Raw genomic sequence first — 23,927 nt, forward strand, 5'->3', positions numbered from 1 at the left:
ATGCCCGAAGGTGACACGATCTGGCGCGCGGCGCGGCAGCTCCACGAGGCGCTGGCCGGCAAGACGCTGACGCGCAGTGACCTGCGCGTCCCCCGGCTCGCCACCGTGGACCTGACCGGCCGTACCGTCCTGGAGGTGGTCTCCCGCGGCAAGCATCTGCTCACCCGCGTCGAGGGGGGCCTGAGCCTCCACTCCCATCTGCGCATGGACGGCGCGTGGAAGATCTACGCCCCCGGCGAGCGCTGGCGCGGCGGACCCGCCCATCAGGTCCGGGCGGTGCTGGGCACCGCGGACCGCACCGCCGTCGGTTACCGCCTCCCCGTCCTGGAACTGCTGCGCACCGCGGACGAGTCCCGGGCCGTCGGCCATCTCGGCCCGGACCTGCTCGGCCCCGGCTGGGACCCGGAAGAGGCCCTGCGGCGGCTGCTCCGCGACCCCGGCCGTCCGCTCGGCGAAGCCCTGCTGGACCAGCGCAATCTGGCCGGCATCGGCAACATCTACAAATGCGAGCTGTGTTTCCTGCTCCGTGCCTCCCCCTGGCTTCCCGTAGGCCGCCTCACCGCTCCCGAGCGAACCGTCGCGCTCGCCAAGAAGCTCCTGGAGGCCAACAAGGACCGCCCCTACCGCGTCACCACCTCCAGCGCCCGCCAGGACCGCCGCCTGTGGGTCTACGGCCGCGCCGGACGGCCCTGTCTGCGCTGCGGCACCGCCGTCCGTACCGCTGACCAGGGACCCGCCGCCCAAGAGCGGGTCACTTTCTGGTGCCCGGCCTGTCAGCCGGAGGAGACCTCGGACCTCACCCCCGGCGCCGGAAGCCGGCCCCGCTGAACCACCCCGTACGCCTGCTCGCGCGCCCATTCGTACGCCCGCTCGCGCGCCCGCGCGGCCTCCTGCCATGCCCTTCCCACGGAACGCAGTGGACGGGCAACAGGCTCAGCCCCCAGCCGCCCGCCGCCACGGCTCCCTCCACCGCCCCGGACGTCTGCGGCCACAGCGCCAGCCGCAGCACGGCCCACCACCACATCCCCCGACGGCCGCCGCCACCCCCACCCACGCCCACCGCCACCGGCCTCGCTCGCCCCGTCTGCGCCGCCCGGCCCGTGCCGTGCGCAGCATCGCTTCGTACGCCTTGCCGCCCCTCACCCGCACGGCGGCGCATATGGCGGACACGGCCGACGCCAGGAACGCCATGGGCGCAAAGGACGCCGACGACGCCACGAAGACGGCCACAAGCCGGGAGCCCGATATCCGCGCCGCCGAGGTACGGGCCGAGATGTCCTGCCGTGCCATGGCTGCCTCCTCCGGCCGACGCTAGACGGACGCATCCGCCCCTGGGAGGGCGCACCGGGGCACTACCGGCGCGAACACAGCGACGAAAACACGCCCGGAGGTCCCGCCCCGGCCTCTTTGGCAGTCTGACCCGGCTCCGCGTCCACCGCATCCAGGCCGTACGCAGGCCACCGCACCGCCGCACGGCACATCGCCACCGGCCGCGCGCCGGCGCATCCCGCGCACGGCACCACGAAAGGCGCCCCCGGGCCCGCGCTCACGCACGCACCCGGGGGCGGCCCACTTCCCGTGGCAACACTTCCCCTGGTGATACTCCCCTGCGTCACTCCCCTGGTGATCCGCCCGGGTCACCGCTCAGGCGGTCTCGGCCTGGAACATCCAGTGGTGCTTCTCCAGGTCGGCGGTCAGTCCGATCAGGATGTCCTGCGTGACCGGGTCCGGCTCGTCCGTGACCTTGATGCGCTCCCGCATCCGCTCGATGACGGCTCCGAGCGCCCGTACGAGGGTCTGTACGGCGTCGGCGTCCTTGATCCAGCCGTCCTGCACCGTGCCGATCCCACTGGTCTTGGCGACCGTCTCCGCGCGCCCGTCCGGTGTCACGCCTATGGCCGACGCGCGCTCCGCGACCGTGTCGGCATGCTGCCGGGCGGTGTCCACGACATCGTCGAGCTGGAGATGTACGGACCGGAAGCGCGGCCCGTAGACGTTCCAGTGGACCTGCTTCGCCACGAGCGAGAGGTCCACGAGGTCGACGAGGGCTCCCTGGAGAGCGTCACCGACGGTCTTGCGGTCGTCGTCGGACAGCGTGCTCTTGACCACAGACATCCATTCACTCCTTTTCGGGCGAAATGTTCCGATTCGCCCATCCTACAAACTCTTGGCCTTGTCTGATGGCCCTGTCTGATGAGAGGCGGGTACCCAGGAAGAACACCGGAATGCCCGAAGTCCCGCCCGGCGCTCAAGGCCGGACGGGACTTCGGGTTCGGGACTTCTGCTTCGACTTCTTGGTCGGTTCTTCGCGGCCCGGCGAGAGCCACGGACAGCAGGAGTGAGGAAGTGAGGCGAGGAGAGAAGCACGCCTGTACGGATGCGGGCGCGCGACCGTACACGTAGGTGCACAGCTATGAGCCGTACAGGCAAGCACAAGCACAGGTGCGGGGCGACCCGAAGTGCCCAAAGTATGAGCGCCGGGAGTACGTGCGCCACCGGGCCGCCGCGCGGCGTACGTACGCGCAGGTCAGGCCGCGACGACGTCCACGGCCTCCGCCGGAGCCTTGATCGTCACACGGTCCTCCGGCATTCCCGTCAGAGAAGCGACCGACACCGCGTTGAACTTCGGTCGCACCGGAGCCGGCACCGGCTCGTTCGCAGCCGCGGACCGGGCCAGCTCCGCGAGCGCCAGCTCGTCGCTGACCTCCCGCATGAGCTCGGACATCCGCACGTCCAGCGCGTCACAGATCGCGGAGAGCAGTTCGGAGGACGCCTCCTTCTGCCCCCGCTCCACCTCGGACAAATAACCGAGCGACACCCGGGCGGAGGAGGAGACCTCGCGCAGGGTGCGGCCCTGGCGCTGACGCTGTCGTCGCAGCACGTCACCCAGCAGGCGACGAAGCAGGATCATCGCTGGCTCCCTCCTCGGACCTCGGATCCGGATCCTTCTCGCCCCACCGTACCGCCTCGGGCCTCGGCCGTGCGGGGCACAAGTTCGTGTTCACTCAGGGCTGTAAACATCAATTCCCCCCGTGTTGTTCCGTATCCTTTGCCGGCGCATTTCCCGTCAGTTCGCTCAACAGCAGTTCGATGACCGCCCCGACGCTGGACCGGCGGATCCGGTGACGGTCACCGTCCAGTGTCAGCCGTCGTACGCTTCCCGCACCGTCCGGCCCCTCGGCCGCGACGAAGACGGTGCCCACAGGCTGTCCGTCCTGGGGGTCCGGGCCGGCAACCCCTGTAGTGGCGATACCCCAGTCCGCGCCCAGCACACGCCGGACGCCGGTCGCCATCTGCCGCGCGACGTCGGCGTGCACGGCCCCGTGCGCGGCCAGCAGCGCCGCGTCCACGCCCAGCAGCTCGTGCTTGAGTTCGGTCGCGTACGCCGTGACCGATCCCCTGAAGACCCTGGAGGCCCCGGGTACGGCGGTCAGCTCGCCCGCGACCAGCCCGCCTGTCAGCGACTCGGCCACCGCCAGGCTCTGCCCGCGCGCCACCAGCGAGGCCAGTACCTCACCCGCCGTGGAGCCACCGCCCACCACGGGATCACCGCTGCATGCCGAGCCGGGCACGGAGCCACCGTTCACCGGCCCGGGCCCCGCTCGCCCCGCTGCGACTCCCGCCCGGGCCGCCGCTCCGCCGCAAGCCGCTCACCTTCGAGCCGCTCATCTTCGAGCCGCTCACCTTCGAGCCGCTGGCCTCCCAGCCGCTCCCGCTCCAGCTCGCGCTCCCTGGCCAGCCCGGCCCGCCGCAGCACGATCGCCTGCCGTACGTAATCCAGCCCGGTCACCACGGTCAGCACCACGGCCACCGCCATCACCCACCACCGGAACGTCGCCAGCGCGCCGTTCAGCGCGAGGACGTACATCCCCACCGCCGTGCCCTGGGCCAGCGTCTTGGCCTTGCCACCGCGGCTGGCCGGAATGACACCGTGCTTGATCACCCAGAAGCGCATCAGTGTGATGCCCAGCTCCCGGAAGAGGATCAGGCCGGTCACCCACCACGGCAGATCGTCGAGCACCGACAGGCAGATCAGCGCCGAACCCATGATCGCCTTGTCCGCGATCGGATCGGCGATCTTCCCGAAGTCCGTGACCAGGTTGTACTGGCGGGCCAGGTGGCCGTCGAACACATCGGTGATCATGGCGATGGCGAAGGCCGCCCAGGCGAAGGACCGCCAGGCCGGGTCGTAGCCGTCGCCGTGCATCAGCAGCAGGACGAAGGCCGGTACGAGCAGCAGCCGCACCATCGTCAGGACGTTGGCGATGTTCCACAGCCCGGCCTGCCGGACGGCCGACGCCGGACGCGGCCCACCGGTCGCCGAAGCCGGGACTCCGCTCATCTGCCCGCCTCCTCGGAACACGGCGCGCCGTCCACGGACAGCACCTCGGCGACGAGATCCACACCCTCGCTCGCCACGACCTTCGCCTCGACCATACGGCCCGGAGCGAGCTCCAGGCCGGTCCGCACCAGCGTGACGCCGTCGGTCTCCGGCGCCTGGTGCGCGGCCCGCCCCACGACGCCGTCCTCCTCGTCGATCCGGTCGACCAGTACGTGGACGGTCTCGCCCAGCCGCTCCTCGGCGCGCTGTGCGGTCAGCTCCTCGGCCAGCCGGGTCAGCCGCGCCAGCCGCTCGGCGACCACCTCCGGGTCGAGCTTGTGCTCGTACCCGGCGGCTTCGGTGCCGTCCTCGTCGGAGTAGCCGAAGACGCCGATGGCGTCCAGCCGGGCGTGGCTGATGAAGCGTTCCAGCTCGGCGAAGTCCGCCTCGCTCTCGCCGGGGAAGCCGACGATGAAGTTGGAGCGGGCTCCGGCCTGCGGCGCCTTCGCCCGGATCTGCGCCAGCAGGTCCAAGAAGCGGTCGGTGTCCCCGAAGCGGCGCATCGCGCGCAGCACGTCCGGGGCGGAGTGCTGGAAGGAGAGGTCGAAGTACGGCGCGACCTTGTCCGTCCCGGTCAGTACGTCGATCAGCCCCGGCCGCATCTCGGCGGGCTGGAGGTAGCTGACCCGGATCCGCTCGATGCCGTCCACGGCCGCCAGCTCCGGCAGCAGCGTCTCCAGCAGGCGGATGTCGCCCAGGTCCTTGCCGTAGGAGGTGTTGTTCTCGGAGACCAGCATGATCTCCTTGACGCCCTGCTCGGCCAGCCAGCGGGTCTCACCCAGGACGTCGGAGGGCCGCCGCGAGATGAAGGAGCCGCGGAAGGAGGGGATGGCGCAGAAGGAGCAGCGCCGGTCGCAGCCGGAGGCCAGCTTCACCGAGGCCACCGGGCTGCTGCCCAGCCGGCGGCGCAGCGGCGCCCGCGGCCCGGAGGCGGGGGCGATGCCCTCCGGCAGGTCCTCGGGGGCGTCGGCCGGCTCCTGCGCGGCGCCGGCCGAAGCGCCCTGGGCATGGCCGGGCAGCGCCACTCCGGCCGTGCCCTGCCGCTCGGCCGGGCTGATCGGCAGCAGCTTGCGGCGGTCGCGGGGGGTGTGCGAGGCGTGGATGCCGCCGTTGAGGATGGTCTGCAGGCGGTCGGAGATGTCGCTGTAGTCGTCGAAGCCCAGCACGCCGTCGGCCTCGGGCAGCGCCTCGGCCAGCTCCTTGCCGTACCGCTCGGCCATGCAGCCCACGGCCACCACGGCCTGGGTGCGGCCGTGGTCCTTCAGATCGTTGGCTTCCAGCAGGGCATCGACGGAGTCCTTCTTTGCGGCCTCGACGAACCCGCAGGTGTTGACGACGGCGACATCGGCATCGGCGGCGTCCTCGACGAGCTCCCAGCCGTCCGCTGCCAGGCGGCCTGCGAGCTCCTCCGAGTCCACCTCGTTACGGGCGCAGCCAAGAGTGACAAGGGCGACGGTACGGCGTTCGGGCATAGGGCTCAGCCTACTTCGTCCCGGCGGCGGTCATCGCTGCCAGGGTTCCCACCGCCGTGCACTCCGTGCACACGCCCGTATACAGCGTGATACAGCCGCCTACAGCCAAGGACGCACAGTCCCTCGTACGGGGGCGGATACGCGGGCAGATACGCGCAGCGACGCACGTCCGTCCGTTTCCGTATCCCTGTCCCGTATTCCGTACGGGAACGACGTACCCCTGCCGGAGGACGTGCGGCGCGGGGCTACTCTCAGCCCGCCTGGGGGTCGCCCGGCGTGTAGCTCAGCCGCTCCACGGATCCCTTGTCGCCGACCTGCTTGACCTCCTTGCCGTTGACGTAGAGCTGCACCACCCCGGCGTTGCCCAGGACCAGGTCGATCCGCTTCTTGTCGGTGAAGGTCCTGGACTGGCCCTGCCGCAGCAGGCCGTCCTCCAGCAGCCTGCCGTTGGCGTCCTTGGCGGAGATCCAGCTCTGCCCGTCCCGTGCGGTGATCTTGATGGTGACCTTGTCCTTCGGCAGCCCCGCGATGGCGCTGTCCGACGGCTCGGGCCGGGGCCTGGTGGGCTTGGCCGGCTTGTCGGCCGGGGCCTTGGTCACCGGCTCGCTGGCGCCGCCGGTCGCGTCCCGGCCGGCGACCGGGGTGCCGCTCTTGCCGCCGCCGCTGAAGAGCGTGAAGCCCACGAAGCCGACGACGGCGACGATCGCCGCCACCATCGCGGCCGTCCAGTTCGGCCGGCGCCGCTCCGGCCGGATGCGCTCCGCCTCGAAGAGCGGTGCGGCGGGGGTCGGCGCGGGCCGGCCGCCGTGCTCCTCGTCGTACTGGGCGATCAGCGGGGCCTCGTCCAGGCCCACGGCGCGCGCGAGCGTACGGATGTGTCCCCGGGCGTACACGTCGCCGCCGCAGCGCGAGTAGTCGTCCTGTTCGATCGCATGCACGATCGGGATGCGCACCCGTGTCGTCGTACTGACCTCGTCGACGGTCAGTCCCGCGTCGATACGGGCCTGCTGGAGGGCGCGACCGACGGAGGGACGGTCGTCTTCGGGAGAGTTGCCGATGGACACGGGGGCGCCTTTCGAGCGTGTAGCCACCTGCTGGAGGTTCAGTCTAGGGGTGGAACGAAAGGGTCGGGCAAGCGGGAAGGCGGACTTTGTACGCCATCAGAAGGCCATCGGACACCACCGCCCGGCCACCTGGCCGGACCTGATGACGCGGCACCGCCCCTTCACCTCTCTCAACTTGACGTATCGACAGGAGAAACGGTTGCTTGGGAATCTCATATGAGTGATCCGCCGAGGGGACGGGGAGCGCGGCCGGGGCTCCGGCGGACCGGAGGTCCCGTCGACTCCATGAGGAGGCCGTGCAACCGGCCCTTCAGGGGGCCTCGGAAAGCCCTTCAGGGAGCCGTACAGGCCCCTTGGGAGGTCCTTCCTTGAGAGGCCCTCTCAAGACGCCTCCCCACGGATCACGGCCAGCACTCCATCCAATTCCTCCGGCTTGACCAGCACGTCGCGCGCCTTGGAGCCCTCGCTCGGCCCGACGATGCCGCGCGACTCCATCAGGTCCATCAGCCGTCCGGCCTTGGCGAAGCCCACCCGCAGCTTGCGCTGGAGCATGGAGGTGGACCCGAACTGGGTGGAGACCACCAGCTCGGCGGCCTGGCACAGCAGGTCCAGGTCGTCGCCGATGTCCTCGTCGATCTCCTTCTTCCTGGCCGTGCCGACCGTGACGTCCTCGCGGAAGACCGGGGCCATCTGGTCCTTGCAGTGCTGGACGACGGCCTGGACCTCCTCCTCCCGCACGAACGCGCCCTGCATACGGACCGGCTTGTTCGCGCCCATCGGCAGGAAGAGGCTGTCGCCCTTGCCGATGAGCTTCTCGGCGCCCGGCTGGTCCAGGATGACCCGGCTGTCGGCGAGCGAGGAGGTCGCGAACGCCAGCCGCGAGGGCACGTTCGCCTTGATCAGGCCCGTGACGACGTCCACGGACGGGCGCTGGGTGGCGAGCACCAGGTGGATGCCGGCGGCCCGCGCGAGCTGGGTGATGCGGACGATGGAGTCCTCCACGTCCCGCGGCGCCACCATCATCAGGTCCGCCAGCTCGTCCACGATGACCAGCAGGTACGGGTACGGCGACAGCTCCCGTCCGCTGCCCTCGGGCGGCTTGACCTTGCCGCTCTTGACTGCCGCGTTGAAGTCGTCGATGTGCCGGAAGCCGTACGCCGCCAGGTCGTCGTAGCGCAGGTCCATCTCCCGTACGACCCACTGGAGGGCCTCGGCGGCCCGCTTGGGGTTGGTGATGATGGGCGTGATCAGGTGCGGGATGCCCTCATAGGCCGTCAGCTCCACCCGCTTGGGGTCCACCAGCACCATCCGTACCTCGTCCGGTGTGGCGCGCGCCATGACGGAGGTGATCAGGCAGTTGATGCAGGAGGACTTTCCGGAGCCGGTGGCGCCGGCGACGAGGATGTGCGGCATCGTCGCCAGGTTCGCCGAGACGTATCCGCCCTCGACGTCCTTGCCGAGCCCGACCAGCATCGGGTGGTCGTCCCCCCGCGTGGGCCGAGCGCAGCACGTCGCCGAGGTTGACCATCTCGCGGTCGCTGTTGGGGATCTCGATGCCCACGGCGGACTTGCCGGGGATCGGGCTGATGATCCGTACGTCCGGGCTGGCCACCGCGTAGGCGATGTTCTTGGCCAGCGCGGTGATCTTCTCGACCTTGACCGCGGGGCCCAGTTCGACCTCGTAGCGGGTGACGGTCGGGCCGCGGGTGAAGCCGGTGACGGCCGCGTCGACCTTGAACTCCTGGAAGACGGTGGTCAGCGACTCCACCACGGCGTCGTTGGCGGGGCTGCGGGTCTTGCCGGGGCCGCCGCGGGTGAGCAGGTCCAGCGAGGGCAGCGCGTAGGTGATGTCGTTGGACAGCAGGAGCTGCTCGGCCCGCGCGGGCAGCTCCTCGGCCGGCTCGGGCGGGGCCTTGGTGAAGTCCGGTACGGAGGACGTGCCGGCCGCTCCGCCCGGGGGCCGGCCCGCGCCGCGCCCCTTCTGCCGCGCCGGCGGTACCGACCCGGCGCCCGTACGGTCCGTGGCCTCGGTGGCCTCCGCGGCCCCGTCTGTCTCCGCCCGCTCCCCGGACACGCTGCTGCTCAGTCCGGCGACCAGCGGGGAGGGCTGGACGCCGTGCAGCACCGCGCCGTCCAGCGCCGCGGCGGCAGCGGCGGCCACGTCCACCGCGTCCATGGGCCGGTGCGCGGCGGGCTGTGCGGACCCGCGGCGCGGACGGCGGCGCTTGGCCGGGGCCTCCTCCAGGACCGCCGGCTCACCGTCGGGCGCCTGGGAGACCGCAAGGGCGGCGTCGGCGGCCTTCCGGGGGCGCCGCACGGGCTGCTCGCGCCACTCCTCGCCGTATCCGGCGTACTCGCCCCCCTCCACGGCCACCGGCTCGACCTCGTAGGTCTCCACCAGGCCGAGCCGGGCGCCGAGCAGCCGCAGCCGCTGCGGGATGGCGTTGACGGGGGTGGCGGTGACGACCAGCAGGCCGAAGACGGTGAGCAGCACCAGCAGGGCCACGGCCAGGGTCTGCCCGACGGTGAAGATCAGCGGCTTGGAGACGGCCCAGCCGAGGTAGCCGCCGGCATCCTGCACGGCCTCCACGCCGTCCCCGCGGCCCGGGGACCCGCAGGCCATGGCGACCTGCCCGAGGACCCCGACGACCAGCGCGGACAGGCCGATGACGATCCGTCCGTTGGCCTCGGGCCGCTCCGGGTGACGGATCAGGCGTACGGCGATGCCACCGAGCAGGACCGGTACGACGAGGTCCAGGCGGCCGAAGGCGCCGGTCACCAGCATCCGTACGAGGTCGCCGACCGGCCCGTCGAGGTTGGACCAGGTGCCGGCCGCGATGACCAGCGTCAGGCCGAGCAGGAACAGGGCCAGCCCGTCCTTGCGGTGCGCCGGGTCGAGGTTCTTCGCGCCCCGGCCCACCCCGCGGAACACCGCGCCGATGGCGTGCGCCAGACCGAGCCAGCAGGCCCGCACCAGGCGGTAGACGCCGCCGGTGGGGGACGGTGCCGGCTTGGGTGCCGGTTTCGCCGGTTTCTTGGCGGCGGCCTTTTTCGCCGGAGCCTTCTTCGCCGGGGACTTCTTCACCGGGGGCTGCCTCATCACCACGGCGTTCTTGGCGGACGCCGCCTTCCGGGCAGGCGCCTTCGCCGCTGCTTTCGCGGGCGCCTTGGCGGGCGCTTTCTTCGCGGCGGGCTTCCCGGCGGCGCTTCCGGGCTGTCCGGCGCGCTGCTTGGAGGGGCCCGCCGTGCTCTGGGAACCCTTGCCGGACGTACGTGAGGCCATGGCGACGAGATTACAGCCGACGGCCGGAGGTGACACGAGTGCTCGGACCTTCACCCATTCGTGTCGCCCGTACGGCTGCTGAGGCAGCGTCAGCGTACGGACGGGCGGTGCGGGCGGGCCGACGCGGGCGTACGGGTCAGGCGGCGCCGTTGTCCGTGCCCGGCTCCAGGGCGTCCAGCGCCCGGCGCAGACCGGTCAGCTTGCGCTCCAGATGCGCCGCCGTCGCGATGGCGGCGGCGTCCGCGGACTCGTCCAGTTGCTTGGACAGCGCCTCGGCCTGCTCCTCGACCGCCGCGAGCCGGGCGGAGAGCTCGGCCAGCAGCCCCGCCGACTCGCTGGTCTCGCCCGCACCGGCCCGTCCGCTCTCCAACTGGAGCCGCAGCAGCGCCGCCTGCTCCCGGAGCTGGCAGTTCTTCATGTACAGCTCGACGAATACCGAGACCTTGGCCCGCAGCACCCACGGGTCGAACGGCTTGGAGATGTAGTCCACCGCACCGGCCGCGTAACCGCGGAAGGTGTGGTGCGGGCCGTGGTTGATCGCGGTGAGGAAGATGATCGGGATGTCCCGCGTCCGCTCGCGGCGCTTGATGTGCGCAGCCGTCTCGAACCCGTCCATACCCGGCATCTGCACATCGAGCAGGATCACCGCGAAATCGTCCGTGAGCAGTGCTTTGAGCGCTTCCTCCCCGGACGATGCCCGTACCAGTGTCTGATCGAGCGCGGAGAGGATCGCCTCCAGCGCCAGCAGATTCTCCGGCCGGTCATCGACCAGGAGGATCTTGGCCTTCTGCACCATGGCCCGTCCTCCTCGCCCCGGCAATGAACCGGACGCCGCCCCAGGGGACGGCTCCGTCATGCCGCCCGTCCTTGTGCCGGTCATGGTAGCCGCACCCCGCCTGTCGCCACACCCTGTCACCGCGATGTCACTGTGCACGTAGCACAAACGCAGTGGGAGACCAGAAGGTTCCCCGAATACCGCTCTCCCACACGTCCTCGGCCACCCTGAGTCAGCATGCGGGACCGGCCGCCCGGCCCGCGGAAACCTCCGTCACTGCCTCCGCATCCATTGCTCCATCACCCCGAGCAGGTGATCGGTGTCCACCGGCTTGGTCACGTAGTCCGAGGCGCCGGCGTCGATGCTCTTCTCCCGGTCGCCCTTCATCGCCTTCGCGGTGAGGGCGATGATGGGCAGTCCGGCGAACTGCGGCATGCGGCGGATGGCGGCCGTGGTCGCGTAGCCGTCCATCTCCGGCATCATGATGTCCATCAGGACCAGTACGACGTCGTCGTGCTGCTCCAGCACCTCGATGCCCTCCCGGCCGTTCTCCGCGTACAGCACCGACAGCCCGTGCTGCTCCAGGACGCTGGTGAGCGCGAAGACGTTACGGATGTCGTCGTCGACGATCAGCACCTTCTCGCCGTGGAAGCCGCCCTCGAAACCGGAGGAGACCAGGTCCTGGCCGTTGCCCATCCAGGACGGCTCCTCGGCGGACGCCTGCGGCGGCGCGGGGGGCGCGGACGGCTCCGGGGCGGGCGCGGGCCGGGGGGAGAGCTCCGGCCGTCGTCCGGCGCCCGGAATCCCGCGCCGGCGGCGCCGGTTGAAGCCGCTCGCCCCGCCGGCCGTCGGCCCCTCGCCGCCGCGGTCCTCGGTGCCCCCGGGCTCCGGCCCGGCCTCCGTCTCGCGTGCCTCGGCGTCCATCGCCAGGCCCCGGCCACCAGTTGCGGATAGCCCTGCGGCGGCAGCCCGCCGGGGTTGTGCGGCAGGTAGAGCGTGAAGGTCGAGCCGCGGCCGGGCTCACTGGCGGCGTGGATCTCGCCGCCGAGCAGCCGCGCGATCTCCCGGCTGATGGACAGGCCCAGGCCCGTACCGCCGTACTTGCGGCTGGTCGTGCCGTCCGCCTGTTTGAACGCCTCGAAGATCACCCGCATCTTGCTGGAGGCGATGCCGATGCCGGTGTCGGTCACCGAGAAGGCGATCATGTCGGCGTTCGGGTCGCGCAGCGCCCCGTGCTCCAGCAACTGCTCGCGGATGGCCTCGGGGACATCGGAGCCCGCCGGCCGGATGACCAGCTCCACGGCGCCGCTGTCGGTGAACTTCACCGCGTTGGACAGCAGGTTGCGCAGCACCTGGAGCAGCCGCTGCTCGTCGGTGTGCAGCGTCGCGGGCAGCTCCGGGGAGACCCGTACGGAGAAGTCCAGGCCCTTTTCGATGGTCAGCGGCCGGAAGGTCGCCTCCACGTAGTCCACGAGCTGGACCAGCGCGATACGGGTCGGGCTGACGTCCATCTTGCCCGCCTCGACCTTGGACAGGTCCAGGATGTCGTTGATCAGTTGGAGCAGGTCCGAGCCGGCGCCGTGGATCGTCTCGGCGAACTCCACCTGCTTGGGTGAGAGGTTCCCCTCGGCGTTGTCGGCGAGCAGCTTGGCCAGGATCAGCAGGGAGTTCAGCGGCGTCCGCAGCTCGTGCGACATGTTCGCCAGGAACTCCGACTTGTAGCGCATGGAGACCGCCAGTTGCTCGGCACGCTCCTCCAGGACCTGCCGTGCCTCCTCGATCTCGGTGTTCTTCACCTCGATGTCACGGTTCTGCTGACGCAGTTGCTCGGCCTTCTCCTCCAGCTCGGAGTTGGACAGCTCCAGCGCCCGCTGGCGGCTCTCCAGCTCACCCGAGCGCTCCTTGAGCTGCTCGGTCAGTTCCTGCGACTGCTTGAGCAGCACCTCGGTCTTGGTGTTGACCGAGATCGTGTTCACGCTCGTGGCGATCATCTCGGCGATCTGGTTGAGGAAGTCCTTCTGGATCTGGGTGAAGGGCTGGAAGGAGGCCAGCTCGATCACGCCGAGCACCTTGTCCTCGAAGAGCACCGGCAGCACGATCACGTTCGCCGGCGGCGCCTCCCCCAGACCGGAGGCGATCTTCAGATAGCCGGAGGGCACGTTCTCCACCAGGATCGTGCGCTTCTCGGCCGCGGCCGTCCCGATGAGCGTCTCCCCCGGCCGGAAGGTCGTGGGCATGGCACCCATGGAGTAGCCGTACGAGCCCATCAGGCGCAGCTCGAAGACGTCCGGCTCGTCGCCGTCCGCGCCGATCTCCCGGCTGTCGTTGGGGTGCGCCGCCAGGAAGAACGCGCCGTGCTGCGCCGAGACGGCCGGGGACAGCTCGCTCATGATGAGCGTGGCCACGTCCTTGAGGTCCCGCCGTCCCTGCATCAGCCCGGAGATACGGGCCAGGTTGCCCTTGAGCCAGTCCTGCTCCTCGTTGGCCAGGGTGGTCTCGCGGAGGGTGGCGATCATCGTGTTGACGTTGTCCTGGAGCTCCAGGATCTCGCCCGCGGCGTCCACGTCGATGCGTACGTTGTGATCGCCGAGGGTCACCGCCGCGGCGACCGCGGCGATCGCCCGTACCTGGCGGGTCAGGTTGCCCGCCATCTCGTTCACCGATTCGGTCAGGTCCTTCCAGGTGCCGGCCACGCCGCGCACCTGCGCCTGGCCGCCGAGCTGCCCTTCCGTACCCACCTCCCGGGCCACCCGGGTGACCTGCTCGGCAAAGGAGGAGAGCTGGTCGACCATCGTGTTGATGGTGGTCTTCAGCGCGAGGATCTCACCCCGCGCGTCGATGTCGATCTTCTTGGTGAGGTCGCCCTTGGCGATGGCCGTGGTGACCATCGCGATGTTGCGGACCTGGCCGGTGAGGTTGTTGGCCATGGAGTTCACCGACTCGGTGAGGTCCTTCCACGTACCGGCGACACCGGGTACGCGGGCCTGGCCGCCCAGGATGCCGTCGGTGCCCACCTCGCGGGCCACCCGCGTGACCTCGTCCGCGAACGAGGAGAGCGTGGTGACCATCGTGTTGACCGTGTCGGCGAGCTGCGCGACCTCGCCGCGTGCCTCGACCGTGACCTTCTTGGTCAGATCACCGTTGGCGACCGCCGCCGAGACCTGGGAGATGTTGCGCACCTGGATGGTCAGGTTGTTGGCCATCAGGTTGACGTTGTCGCTGAGGTCCTTCCAGATGCCGGTCACCCCGGGGACCCGGGCCTGGCCGCCGAGCTGGCCCTCCGTACCGACCTCGCGGGCCACCCGCGTGACCTGCTCGGCGAAGGAGGAGAGCTGGTCGACCATCGTGTTGACGGTCGTGACCAGTTCGAGGATCTCGCCCTTGGCGTCGACGGTGATCTTCTTGGACAGGTCGCCGCGCGCCACCGCGGTCGTCACCTCGGCGATGTTGCGGACCTGGGAGGTCAGGTTGTTCGCCATGAAGTTGACGGACTGGGTGAGGTCCTTCCACGTACCGCTGACGCCCTGCACCTCCGCCTGGCCGCCGAGGATGCCCTCGGTGCCCACCTCGCGCGCGACCCGGGTGACCTGCTCGGCGAAGGAGGAGAGCTGGTCCACCATCGTGTTGAGGGTGTTCTTCAGCTCCAGGATCTCGCCGCGCGCGTCCACGTCGATCTTCTGCGACAGGTCACCGCGCGCCACCGCCGTGGCGACCTGCGCGATGTTACGGACCTGGGCGGTCAGGTTGCCCGCCATGCTGTTGACGGAGTCGGTCAGGTCGCGCCAGACACCCGCGACGCCCGGCACCTGCGCCTGGCCGCCGAGCCGGCCCTCCGTACCGACCTCGCGGGCCACCCGGGTGACCTGGTCGGCGAAGGAGGAGAGCTGGTCGACCATCGTGTTGATGGTGTTCTTCAGCTCCAGGATCTCGCCGCGCGCGTCCACGTCGATCTTCTGCGACAGGTCACCGCGCGCCACCGCCGTCGTCACCTGGGCGATCTGCCGCACCTGAGAGGTGAGGTTGCCCGCCATGAAGTTGACGGAGTCGGTCAGCTCCTTCCACGTGCCGCTGACGCCGTCCACCCGCGCCTGGCCGCCGAGCCGGCCCTCCGTACCGACGTCCCGGGCCATCCGCGTGACCTGGTCGGCGAAGGAGGAGAGCTGGTCGACCATCGTGTTGACGGTGTTCTTGAGCTGGAGCATCTCGCCGGAGACGTCCACGGTGACCTTCTGCGACAGATCGCCGTTGGCGACCGCCGTCGTCACCTGCGCGATGTTGCGCACCTGACCGGTGAGGTTGCGGAACGCGGTGTTGACGGAATCCGTGAGGTCCTTCCACGTCCCCGCCGCGCCCGGCACCGCCGCCTGGCCGCCCAGCTCACCCTCGACGCCGATCTCCCGTGCGACGCGCGTCACTTCGGCCCCGAAGGAGGAGAGCTGGTCGACCATCGTGTTGACGGTGTTCTTCAGCTCCAGCATCTCGCCGGCCACATCCACGGTGACCTTCTGCGACAGATCGCCGTTGGCGACCGCCGTCGTCACCTGCGCGATGTCCCGGACCTGCGCCGTCAGGTTGCGGAAGGCGGTGTTGACGGAGTCCGTGAGGTCCTTCCACGTGCCCGCCGCGCCCGGCACCTGCGCCTGGCCCCCGAGCTGCCCCTCGGCCCCGACCTCGTTCGCCACCCGCGTCACTTCGTCCGCGAACGTCCGCAGCGTCTCGGTCATCGTGTTGATGGTGTCCGCGAGCTGCGCGACCTCGCCGCGTGCGCTGACCGTGACCTTCTGCGACAAATCACCACTGGCCACCGCCGTCGTCACCTGGGCGATCCCACGGACCTGCGCGGTGAGGTTCCCGGCCATCAGGTTGACCGAATCGGTCAGGTCCTTCCAGACGCCCGCGACGCCCGGCACCTGTGCCTGGCCGCCCAGCTCGCCCTCCGTACCGACCTCGCGGGCGACGCGGGTCACCTCGGAGGCGAAGGAGGAGAGCTGGTCCACCATCGTGTTGACGGTGTTCTTCAGCTCCAGCATCTCGCCTGCGACGTGAACCGTGACCTTTCTGGACAGGTCACCCTTGGCGACCGCGGTGGTCACCAGAGCGATGTCCCGGACCTGAGCGGTCAGCCGGGACGCCATCGTGTTGACGGACTCCGTCAGGTCCTTCCAGGACCCGGACATCCCGCGCACCCGCGCCTGCCCGCCGAGCTTCCCCTGCGTGCCGACCTCGCTGGCGACCCGGGTCACCTCGTCCGTGAAGGCCGAGAGCTGGTCGACCAGCCCGTTGACCGTACGGCCCACCTTCAGGAACTCGCCGCGCAACGGATGCGCCGACGTCCCGTCCATGCCCCGGGAGCGCAGATCCATCCGCTGCTCCAGATCACCCTCGGCCACCGCCGAGAGCACCCGCCCCACCTCGGACACCGGCCGCACCAGATCGTCCACCAGGGCGTTGGAGGCATCGATGGCCGCCGCCCAGGAACCCTCGCAGGCGCCGACCTCCAGCCGCTCGGTGAGTTTCCCCTCACGTCCCACGACCCGGCGCACCCGCGCCAGCTCACCCGTCAGATGCAGATTGCGGTCCGCGACCTCGTTGAAAACAGCCGCGATCTCCGACATCACGCCGTCGCCGGAGACCGTCAGACGTTTACGGAAATTCCCGTCACGCATCGATACGAGCGCGGTCATCAGCCGATTCAGCGCAGCCGTATCCACCTCGGTCGTCCCGTTGCTCCGGGAACGTCCGCCTTTCGCGCGCGTGCCAACGCCTCGCGCCGCTGCGCCAGACTCCACCGTGTCCCTCCCGCAGGGTCGACCGTTCTCACCGGGCCTTCTCTTTGAGCTTGCCCAGTGTTTCACCATGGCCCAACCAGGCCATAACAGTTCGGCAGCATCGCACACCGTCCCGCGCTCGTTCGGGGCGGAAAGACACGTGACCGGCATCCGCACGCGCGGCGAAGGTAAGTAACCTGGCATACGGCCGTCCACCGCCCGTGCCATACCGCACGGGCGCCGGACGCGCACCACAGGTATTCGGAGGGGCGCCGCGACCATGGGGCAGCAGATCACCGACACACGTACGAGGAGACCAGTGATCACCGCGCGGGCCGCTGCCACCTTCGAGCCGGTGGGGCGCTCGGTCGCCGCCGCCCGCGCCTTCGTCCGCGACACCCTCCAGGGCTGGGGCCACTCCGACATCGTCGACGACGCCGTCGTCCTGACCAGCGAACTGGTCACCAACGCCGTCGTCCACGCAGGCACCGCCGCCGAGGTGCTGTGCCTGCGCACCGACAGCGGCGTACGCATCGAGGTCGGCGACCGCTACCCGGAGCGCGAGATCCCCCTCCAGAGCTCCGCCCACGCCGTCGCCCACCCCGACCGCGAGGGCGGGCGCGGTCTGCTGCTGTGCGGCGCGCTGGCCACCCGCTGGGGCGTGGAGTACACCGCCGCCCGCAAGCACGTCTGGTTCCAGCTCGACCTGCCCGACCGGCCCGCCGGCACCCGCTCGGCCGGCCCCGCCCTGCCCGTCGACGCCCTGCCGCTGGCCGACAGCCGGGTGCGCGTCGCCGTCATCCAGATCGACCGCGCCGGCGGCATCAGCTTCTGGAACGAGGACGCCGAGGAACTCTTCGCCTACTCCCCCGAACAGGTCATCGGCAAGCCGCTCACCGACTTCGCCGCCTGGCCACACACCCCCGGCACCAGCACCGGCATCGCCGAGGCCCTGCAGCTCTCCCGCTGGGAGGGCTCCTACGGCATAAGGGGCGCCGACGGCCGCGTCGTCCCCGTCTACGCCTCCCACCTGCGGGTCCGTGACACCGACGGCGAACCCTCGACGGTCTGCCTGCTGGTGCGGGACCACGAGCGCGCCGTCCTGCAGAGCCCCCAGCGCTCCTCCAGCACCGGCGCCGCCGCCCAGCGGCCCGAGGGCCGCGGCCCCACCGACCCCTTCGAGGTCTTCATCGGCTCGCCGGCCCCCGACGACCTCGACGGCCTCCTCCAGCGCACCGTCGAACGCGCCCGCGACATGCTCGACGGCGACGCCGCGTATCTGCTGCTGGCCACCGACGACGAGACGGAGCTGGAGGTACGGGCCTCCACCGGCCTGCCCTCCGCCCGCCAGCGCTTCGCCCGCGTCCCCGTCGAGGCGGGCTCCGGCCGCTACGGCTCCGCCCGTATGCCGGCCGTCCACGAGGACCTGACGGCCGTCCCCGGCGCCGTACCGCTGCTGACCGGCACCGGCATGCGCTCGGTCGTCACCGTGCCCCTGAAGGTCGAGGGCCGCCTCACCGGCTCCCTCGGCGTCGCCGCCGAGGCCCCCAGCCGCTACACCAACGAAGAGGCGCTGCGCCTGCAGTTCGCCGCCGACCGCATCGCCCTGGCCGTGGAACGGGCCCGGCTGACCGAGCTGGAACGGCTGCGCCGCGGCTCGCTGTCCTTCCTGGTCGAGGCGTCCGACCTGCTGGCCGGCACCCTCGACCGCGATCAGACGCTGGCGCTGATGGCACAGATGACCGTGCCCACCCTGGCCACCTGGTGCGCGGTCTACACCGTCGCCGACCAGGCGTCCGAACCCGAGCTGTCCTACGTACTCCACGAGGACGAGGACCGCATCGACGGTCTGAAGTCCCTCCTGATGAAGGTCGACCCGCCGGTCCCGGAGCCGACCCCCGGCGCCCGCGTGTGGACCGCGCCGACCGACGCCGCCCACGACGCGGCCCTGCGCACCTCGCTGCGCAGCCTGGGCCTGGGCAACTCCGCCCGGCCCTCCACCGGCCCCGGCGCCTCCCTGGCCACCGCCTCGGCCGTGGGCGGCGAGACCGTCGTCCTGCCCCTGGTCGCCCGCAACCGCGTCATCGGCATGCTCACCCTCGGCAAACCCAGCGAGGAGCACTTCCGCCAGGAGATCCTCGAACTCGCCGAGGACCTCTCCCGGCGGGCCGCCCTGGCCCTGGACAACGCACGGCTGTACTCGGAGCGTACGGCCATCAGCCAGTCCCTCCAGCGCAGCCTGCTGCCGCCGGAGCTGCCCGAGGTGCCCGGCGTCGAGGTCGAGGTCATCTACCGCGCCGCCGGTGAGGGCAACGAGGTCGGCGGCGACTTCTACGACCTCTTCCCCATCCGCGACGGCGCGTACGGCTTCGCCATCGGTGACGTCTGCGGTACGGGCCCGGAGGCGGCGGCCGTCACGGGCCTGGCCCGGCACGCCCTGCGGCTGCTGGCCCGCGAGGGCTTCGGCGGCCCCGCCGTCCTGGAGCGGCTGAACGCCGCGATCCTGGACGAGGGCGCCCGCAGCCGCTTCCTGACGCTGCTGTACGGCGAGCTGTGGCCGCAGCGCGACGGCAGCGCCGTCCTGAAGGTCGTCTGCGCCGGCCATCCGCTGCCGCTGCGGCTGCGCCAGGACGGGACGGTCGAGCCGGCCGCCGAGCCGCAGCCGCTGCTGGGCGTCATGGAGGATCTGGAGCTGTACGAGCAGACCGTCACGCTCGACCCGGGCGATGTCCTGCTGTGCGTCACCGACGGCGTCACCGAGCGCCGCGAGGGCACCCGCATGCTCGGTGACGACGGGCTGGCGGACGTACTGACGACGTGTACGGGCCTGACCGCCGGCGCCGTCGCCGCCCGCATCCTGCGCGCCGTGGAACGCTTCGCCGCCGAACCCGCGTCGGACGACATGGCCATCCTCGCGATGCGCGTCCCGGAAATCCCCGTGGAGCCCGCGGCCCGCTGAGGCGGATCGCGGAGGCGTTCCCACGGGACAGCAGAAAACCGGCGGAAAAGCAGAAGGCCCCGCCAATGGCGGGGGCCTTCTCCTCGGAGCCCCAATACGGAATCGAACCGTAGACCTTCTCCTTACCATGGAGACGCTCTGCCGACTGAGCTATTGGGGCGAGCCAGCGGAATAGATCATACCCGAACACCAGCGTGGTTTTCACCGCCTCCCGGCCCACGTCCTCTCCCGGCTTCAAGCGGGCTGCAACAGACCCCCGAGCGCATTGCAGGCACCGGCCATCCGCTGGAGTTCACGCCGGGAGAGGTCCGGACGGACGGGGAGAGCGAGCGTCTCGTCGGCCGCGCGCTCGGTCTGCGGCAGACAGACGTCCCTGCGCAGGCCCGGCAGCCGGTAGACCGGCGCCGGTACGGGTATCCGGCAGTCCACGCCGCGCCCCCGCAGCGCCCGCGCGAACGCGTCACGGTCCGGACGGCCGTTGCCGGGCACCCGGACGACGTACTGCTCGTACGTGTGCTCCGCCACGGCGGCCGGCGTCACGACCCCGGTCAGCCGGCTGTTGAGGTACTTCGCGTGCGCCCGGCGGCGCCGGGCCTGACCCTCGTCGGTCCGCTCCGCCCCGGGCTCTTCCTCGGCGACCACCAAGAGACCGTGCCGGCGTCCTATCTCGCGTATCCATCCCATGTCCGCCTTCCGCCCGAACCGGTGTACGGCGACGATCGCCGCGGTCCTGGGCGTCACGGCGTCGGCCACCGCCGCCGGATCCAGGCAGTAGCTGTCGGCGTCCACATCGGCGAAGACCGGCACCGCTCCGGTGCGGACCACGGCTTCGGCGACCTCGGGATTGCCGTACGCCGGCACCACGACCTCGTCACCGCCACGCACACCGGCCGAGCTGAGCGTTTCGACTGTCCGCATGAGGCGGATCGTGACCACGTAAAGTGAACTCAAGGTTACGCTGCGCTCTGTTCCATCGGAACAAAAAAGCTCCGGCCCCTGAACCACAAAGGTTCAGGGACCGGAGCTGAATAATTGTTCGGCGGCGTCCTACTCTCCCACAGGGTCCCCCCTGCAGTACCATCGGCGCTGAAAGGCTTAGCTTCCGGGTTCGGAATGTAACCGGGCGTTTCCCTAACGCTATGACCACCGAAACACTATGAAGATGAACTCCAGCCAGCACAGGCGAGTTCGTTACTTCAGAACCTACACAGTGGACGCGAGCAACTGAGGACAAGCCCTCGGCCTATTAGTACCAGTCAACTCCACACCTTACGGCGCTTCCATATCTGGCCTATCAACCCAGTCGTCTACTGGGAGCCTTAACCCCTCAAAGGAGGTGGGAGCCCTCATCTCGAAGCAGGCTTCCCGCTTAGATGCTTTCAGCGGTTATCCTTTCCGAACGTAGCCAACCAGCCATGCCCTTGGCAGAACAACTGGCACACCAGAGGTCCGTCCGTCCCGGTCCTCTCGTACTAGGGACAGCCCTTCTCAAGACTCCTACGCGCACAGCGGATAGGGACCGAACTGTCTCACGACGTTCTAAACCCAGCTCGCGTACCGCTTTAATGGGCGAACAGCCCAACCCTTGGGACCGACTCCAGCCCCAGGATGCGACGAGCCGACATCGAGGTGCCAAACCATCCCGTCGATATGGACTCTTGGGGAAGATCAGCCTGTTATCCCCGGGGTACCTTTTATCCGTTGAGCGACGGCGCTTCCACAAGCCACCGCCGGATCACTAGTCCCTACTTTCGTACCTGCTCGACCCGTCAGTCTCACAGTCAAGCTCCCTTGTGCACTTACACTCAACACCTGATTGCCAACCAGGCTGAGGGAACCTTTGGGCGCCTCCGTTACCCTTTAGGAGGCAACCGCCCCAGTTAAACTACCCACCAGACACTGTCCCTGATCCGGATCACGGACCCAGGTTAGACATCCAGCACGACCAGAGTGGTATTTCAACAACGACTCCCCCGCCACTGGCGTGACGAGATCACAGTCTCCCACCTATCCTACACAAGCCGAACCGAACACCAATATCAAGCTATAGTAAAGGTCCCGGGGTCTTTCCGTCCTGCTGCGCGAAACGAGCATCTTTACTCGTAGTGCAATTTCACCGGGCCTATGGTTGAGACAGTCGAGAAGTCGTTACGCCATTCGTGCAGGTCGGAACTTACCCGACAAGGAATTTCGCTACCTTAGGATGGTTATAGTTACCACCGCCGTTTACTGGCGCTTAAGTTCTCAGCTTCGCAACCCCGAAAGGTCACTAACCGGTCCCCTTAACGTTCCAGCACCGGGCAGGCGTCAGTCCGTATACATCGCCTTACGGCTTCGCACGGACCTGTGTTTTTAGTAAACAGTCGCTTCTCGCTGGTCTCTGCGGCCACCACCAGCTCAGGATGCAAGACCCCTCACCAGCAATGGCCCCCCTTCTCCCGAAGTTACGGGGGCATTTTGCCGAGTTCCTTAACCATAGTTCACCCGAACGCCTCGGTATTCTCTACCTGACCACCTGAGTCGGTTTAGGGTACGGGCCGCCATGAAACTCGCTAGAGGCTTTTCTCGACAGCATAGGATCATCCACTTCACCACAATCGGCTCGGCATCAGGTCTCAGCCTTAACGTGCGACGGATTTGCCTACCGCACGGCCTACACCCTTACCCCGGGACAACCACCGCCCGGGCTGGACTACCTTCCTGCGTCACCCCATCACTTACCTACTACCACCTTGGGTCAGCGGCTCCACCACTCCCCTTGCTCCGAAGAGCGCAGGGCGGCTTCACGGCCTTAGCATTAATGGGCTCGATACTGGGCGTTTCAAAGCGGGTACCGGAATATCAACCGGTTGTCCATCGACTACGCCTGTCGGCCTCGCCTTAGGTCCCGACTTACCCTGGGCAGATCAGCTTGACCCAGGAACCCTTAGTCAATCGGCGCACACGTTTCCCACGTGTGTATCGCTACTCATGCCTGCATTCTCACTCGTGAACCGTCCACAACTACCTTCCAGTGCTGCTTCACCCGGCACACGACGCTCCCCTACCCATCACGATCCCCGTTAGGGGTAATACCGCAATGACACGACTTCGGCGGTGTGCTTGAGCCCCGCTACATTGTCGGCGCGGAATCACTTGACCAGTGAGCTATTACGCACTCTTTCAAGGGTGGCTGCTTCTAAGCCAACCTCCTGGTTGTCTCTGCGACTCCACATCCTTTCCCACTTAGCACACGCTTAGGGGCCTTAGTCGATGCTCTGGGCTGTTTCCCTCTCGACCATGGAGCTTATCCCCCACAGTCTCACTGCCGCGCTCTCACTTACCGGCATTCGGAGTTTGGCTAAGGTCAGTAACCCGGTAGGGCCCATCGCCTATCCAGTGCTCTACCTCCGGCAAGAAACACACGACGCTGCACCTAAATGCATTTCGGGGAGAACCAGCTATCACGGAGTTTGATTGGCCTTTCACCCCTAACCACAGGTCATCCCCCAGGTTTTCAACCCTGGTGGGTTCGGTCCTCCACGAAGTCTTACCTCCGCTTCAACCTGCCCATGGCTAGATCACTCCGCTTCGGGTCTTGGGCACGCTACTCAACGCCCTCTTCGGACTCGCTTTCGCTACGGCTACCCCACCCGGGTTAACCTCGCAACATACCGCAAACTCGCAGGCTCATTCTTCAAAAGGCACGCAGTCACGACGCAAGAACAAGTTCTTGCGCGACGCTCCCACGGCTTGTAGGCACACGGTTTCAGGTACTATTTCACTCCGCTCCCGCGGTACTTTTCACCATTCCCTCACGGTACTATCCGCTATCGGTCACCAGGGAATATTTAGGCTTAGCGGGTGGTCCCGCCAGATTCACACGGGATTTCACGGGCCCCGTGCTACTTGGGTGTCGCACAAGCAAGTTACTGACATTTCAGCTACGGGGGTCTTACCCTCTACGCCGGACCTTTCGCATGTCCTTCGCCTACATCAGCAATTTCTGACTCACCTCACCGCCGGCAGACGATGAAAGCGCGATCCCACAACCCCAGCCACGCAACCCCTGCCGGGTATCACACGTAACTGGTTTGGCCTCATCCGGTTTCGCTCGCCACTACTCCCGGAATCACGGTTGTTTTCTCTTCCTGCGGGTACTGAGATGTTTCACTTCCCCGCGTTCCCTCCACATACCCTATGTGTTCAGGTATGGGTGACAGCCCATGACGACTGCCGGGTTTCC

14 protein-coding genes, 1 tRNA gene, 2 rRNA genes and 1 pseudogene (1 of these 18 only partly in view) are annotated in these 23,927 nt (G+C 68.9%); 3 read left to right on the forward strand and 15 right to left on the reverse strand.

All coding sequences use genetic code 11. The annotated features are described in order from the left end of the window. Positions 1–828: a DNA-formamidopyrimidine glycosylase family protein gene (locus tag KGS77_RS08490; protein WP_242579984.1), complete on the forward strand. Its 828-nt coding sequence runs from the start codon at positions 1–3 to the stop codon at positions 826–828. Here KGS77_RS08490 and KGS77_RS08495 read toward each other — a convergent pair. Then, entirely contained in the window at positions 797–1,024 is a 228-nt protein-coding gene (locus KGS77_RS08495; RefSeq protein WP_242587356.1) for a hypothetical protein, read from the reverse strand. The two genes, KGS77_RS08490 and KGS77_RS08495, sit on opposite strands and share 32 nt — an antisense overlap. Positions 1,025–1,159: 135 nt before the next feature. On the opposite strand from KGS77_RS08495, the gene KGS77_RS08500 reads away from it, so the two are divergent. Beyond that, positions 1,160–1,315, forward strand: a complete 156-nt coding sequence (locus KGS77_RS08500; RefSeq protein ID WP_242579985.1) for a hypothetical protein — start codon at positions 1,160–1,162, stop codon at positions 1,313–1,315. A gap of 329 nt (positions 1,316–1,644) precedes the next feature. On the opposite strand, the gene KGS77_RS08505 is transcribed toward KGS77_RS08500, so the two are convergent. The 10 genes and pseudogenes from KGS77_RS08505 to KGS77_RS08545 all read right to left on the reverse strand — a co-directional run bounded on the left by KGS77_RS08505 (position 1,645) and on the right by KGS77_RS08545 (position 16,686). Then, a complete protein-coding gene (locus KGS77_RS08505; RefSeq protein ID WP_242579986.1) occupies positions 1,645–2,115 on the reverse strand; it encodes a DNA starvation/stationary phase protection protein in 471 nt (156 codons plus the stop codon). 412 nt (positions 2,116–2,527) lie between these two features. Further along, positions 2,528–2,911, reverse strand: a complete 384-nt coding sequence (locus KGS77_RS08510) for a helix-turn-helix transcriptional regulator (RefSeq protein ID WP_242579988.1) — start codon at positions 2,909–2,911, stop codon at positions 2,528–2,530. Between the two features lie 109 nt (positions 2,912–3,020). Further along, complete coding sequence (locus KGS77_RS08515) at positions 3,021–3,539, reverse strand: nicotinamide-nucleotide amidohydrolase family protein (protein ID WP_242587357.1); 519 nt, start codon at positions 3,537–3,539, stop codon at positions 3,021–3,023. Positions 3,540–3,583: 44 nt separating this feature from the next. Beyond that, positions 3,584–4,342 (reverse strand): CDP-diacylglycerol--glycerol-3-phosphate 3-phosphatidyltransferase, encoded by a 759-nt coding sequence (pgsA, locus tag KGS77_RS08520; RefSeq protein WP_242579990.1) that lies wholly within the window; start codon positions 4,340–4,342, stop codon positions 3,584–3,586. Beyond that, positions 4,339–5,853 carry a 30S ribosomal protein S12 methylthiotransferase RimO gene (gene rimO, locus KGS77_RS08525; RefSeq protein WP_242579993.1) on the reverse strand — a complete coding sequence of 505 codons (1,515 nt, stop codon included), beginning with the start codon at positions 5,851–5,853 and terminating at the stop codon, positions 4,339–4,341. Before rimO ends, pgsA begins: the two co-directional genes overlap by 4 nt. Positions 5,854–6,104: 251 nt before the next feature. Continuing rightward, the gene (locus KGS77_RS08530; protein WP_242579994.1) at positions 6,105–6,917 is read right to left on the reverse strand and encodes a helix-turn-helix domain-containing protein; all 813 of its coding nucleotides are present in this window, start codon (positions 6,915–6,917) and stop codon (positions 6,105–6,107) included. A 381-nt stretch (positions 6,918–7,298) separates the two neighbouring features. Continuing rightward, positions 7,299–10,200: pseudogene (locus KGS77_RS08535) on the reverse strand (DNA translocase FtsK). 136 nt (positions 10,201–10,336) lie between these two features. Next, the gene (locus KGS77_RS08540) at positions 10,337–10,996 is read right to left on the reverse strand and encodes a response regulator (protein ID WP_242579995.1); all 660 of its coding nucleotides are present in this window, start codon (positions 10,994–10,996) and stop codon (positions 10,337–10,339) included. Positions 10,997–11,248: 252 nt separating this feature from the next. Further along, a complete protein-coding gene (locus KGS77_RS34930) occupies positions 11,249–11,671 on the reverse strand; it encodes a response regulator (protein WP_347404454.1) in 423 nt (140 codons plus the stop codon). Further along, a complete protein-coding gene (locus tag KGS77_RS08545; RefSeq protein ID WP_347404455.1) occupies positions 11,605–16,686 on the reverse strand; it encodes a HAMP domain-containing protein in 5,082 nt (1,693 codons plus the stop codon). Before KGS77_RS08545 ends, KGS77_RS34930 begins: the two co-directional genes overlap by 67 nt. Before the next feature lie 337 nt (positions 16,687–17,023). On the opposite strand from KGS77_RS08545, the gene KGS77_RS08550 reads away from it, so the two are divergent. Then, complete coding sequence (locus KGS77_RS08550; RefSeq protein WP_242579996.1) at positions 17,024–19,702, forward strand: SpoIIE family protein phosphatase; 2,679 nt, start codon at positions 17,024–17,026, stop codon at positions 19,700–19,702. An 87-nt stretch (positions 19,703–19,789) separates the two neighbouring features. Here the strand turns inward: KGS77_RS08550 and KGS77_RS08555 are convergent. The 4 genes from KGS77_RS08555 to KGS77_RS08570 all read right to left on the reverse strand — a co-directional run. Next, positions 19,790–19,862 (reverse strand) — tRNA-Thr (locus KGS77_RS08555). A 74-nt stretch (positions 19,863–19,936) separates the two neighbouring features. Beyond that, the gene (locus KGS77_RS08560) at positions 19,937–20,620 is read right to left on the reverse strand and encodes a DegT/DnrJ/EryC1/StrS family aminotransferase (protein WP_242579997.1); all 684 of its coding nucleotides are present in this window, start codon (positions 20,618–20,620) and stop codon (positions 19,937–19,939) included. Positions 20,621–20,736: 116 nt separating this feature from the next. Then, positions 20,737–20,853, reverse strand: a 5S ribosomal RNA gene (gene rrf, locus KGS77_RS08565). 75 nt (positions 20,854–20,928) lie between these two features. Further along, positions 20,929–23,927, reverse strand: a 23S ribosomal RNA gene (locus KGS77_RS08570) (it continues 122 nt past the right edge of the window).

The sequence above is a fragment of the Streptomyces sp. MST-110588 genome (assembly GCF_022695595.1).
Classification (GTDB): domain Bacteria; phylum Actinomycetota; class Actinomycetes; order Streptomycetales; family Streptomycetaceae; genus Streptomyces.

What these genes read in the sequence shown, in the direction of transcription:
- KGS77_RS08490 (WP_242579984.1), top strand. Translation starts at nt 1, where the DNA reads ATGCCCGAAGGTGACACGATCTGGCGCGCGGCGCGGCAGCTCCACGAG.
- KGS77_RS08495 (WP_242587356.1), bottom strand. Translation starts at nt 1,024, where the DNA reads ATGTGGTGGTGGGCCGTGCTGCGGCTGGCGCTGTGGCCGCAGACGTCC.
- KGS77_RS08500 (WP_242579985.1), top strand. Translation starts at nt 1,160, where the DNA reads ATGGCGGACACGGCCGACGCCAGGAACGCCATGGGCGCAAAGGACGCC.
- KGS77_RS08505 (WP_242579986.1), bottom strand. Translation starts at nt 2,115, where the DNA reads ATGTCTGTGGTCAAGAGCACGCTGTCCGACGACGACCGCAAGACCGTC.
- KGS77_RS08510 (WP_242579988.1), bottom strand. Translation starts at nt 2,911, where the DNA reads ATGATCCTGCTTCGTCGCCTGCTGGGTGACGTGCTGCGACGACAGCGT.
- pgsA (WP_242579990.1), bottom strand. Translation starts at nt 4,342, where the DNA reads ATGAGCGGAGTCCCGGCTTCGGCGACCGGTGGGCCGCGTCCGGCGTCG.
- rimO (WP_242579993.1), bottom strand. Translation starts at nt 5,853, where the DNA reads ATGCCCGAACGCCGTACCGTCGCCCTTGTCACTCTTGGCTGCGCCCGT.
- KGS77_RS08540 (WP_242579995.1), bottom strand. Translation starts at nt 10,996, where the DNA reads ATGGTGCAGAAGGCCAAGATCCTCCTGGTCGATGACCGGCCGGAGAAT.
- KGS77_RS34930 (WP_347404454.1), bottom strand. Translation starts at nt 11,671, where the DNA reads ATGGGCAACGGCCAGGACCTGGTCTCCTCCGGTTTCGAGGGCGGCTTC.
- KGS77_RS08550 (WP_242579996.1), top strand. Translation starts at nt 17,024, where the DNA reads ATGGGGCAGCAGATCACCGACACACGTACGAGGAGACCAGTGATCACC.
- KGS77_RS08560 (WP_242579997.1), bottom strand. Translation starts at nt 20,620, where the DNA reads ATGCGGACAGTCGAAACGCTCAGCTCGGCCGGTGTGCGTGGCGGTGAC.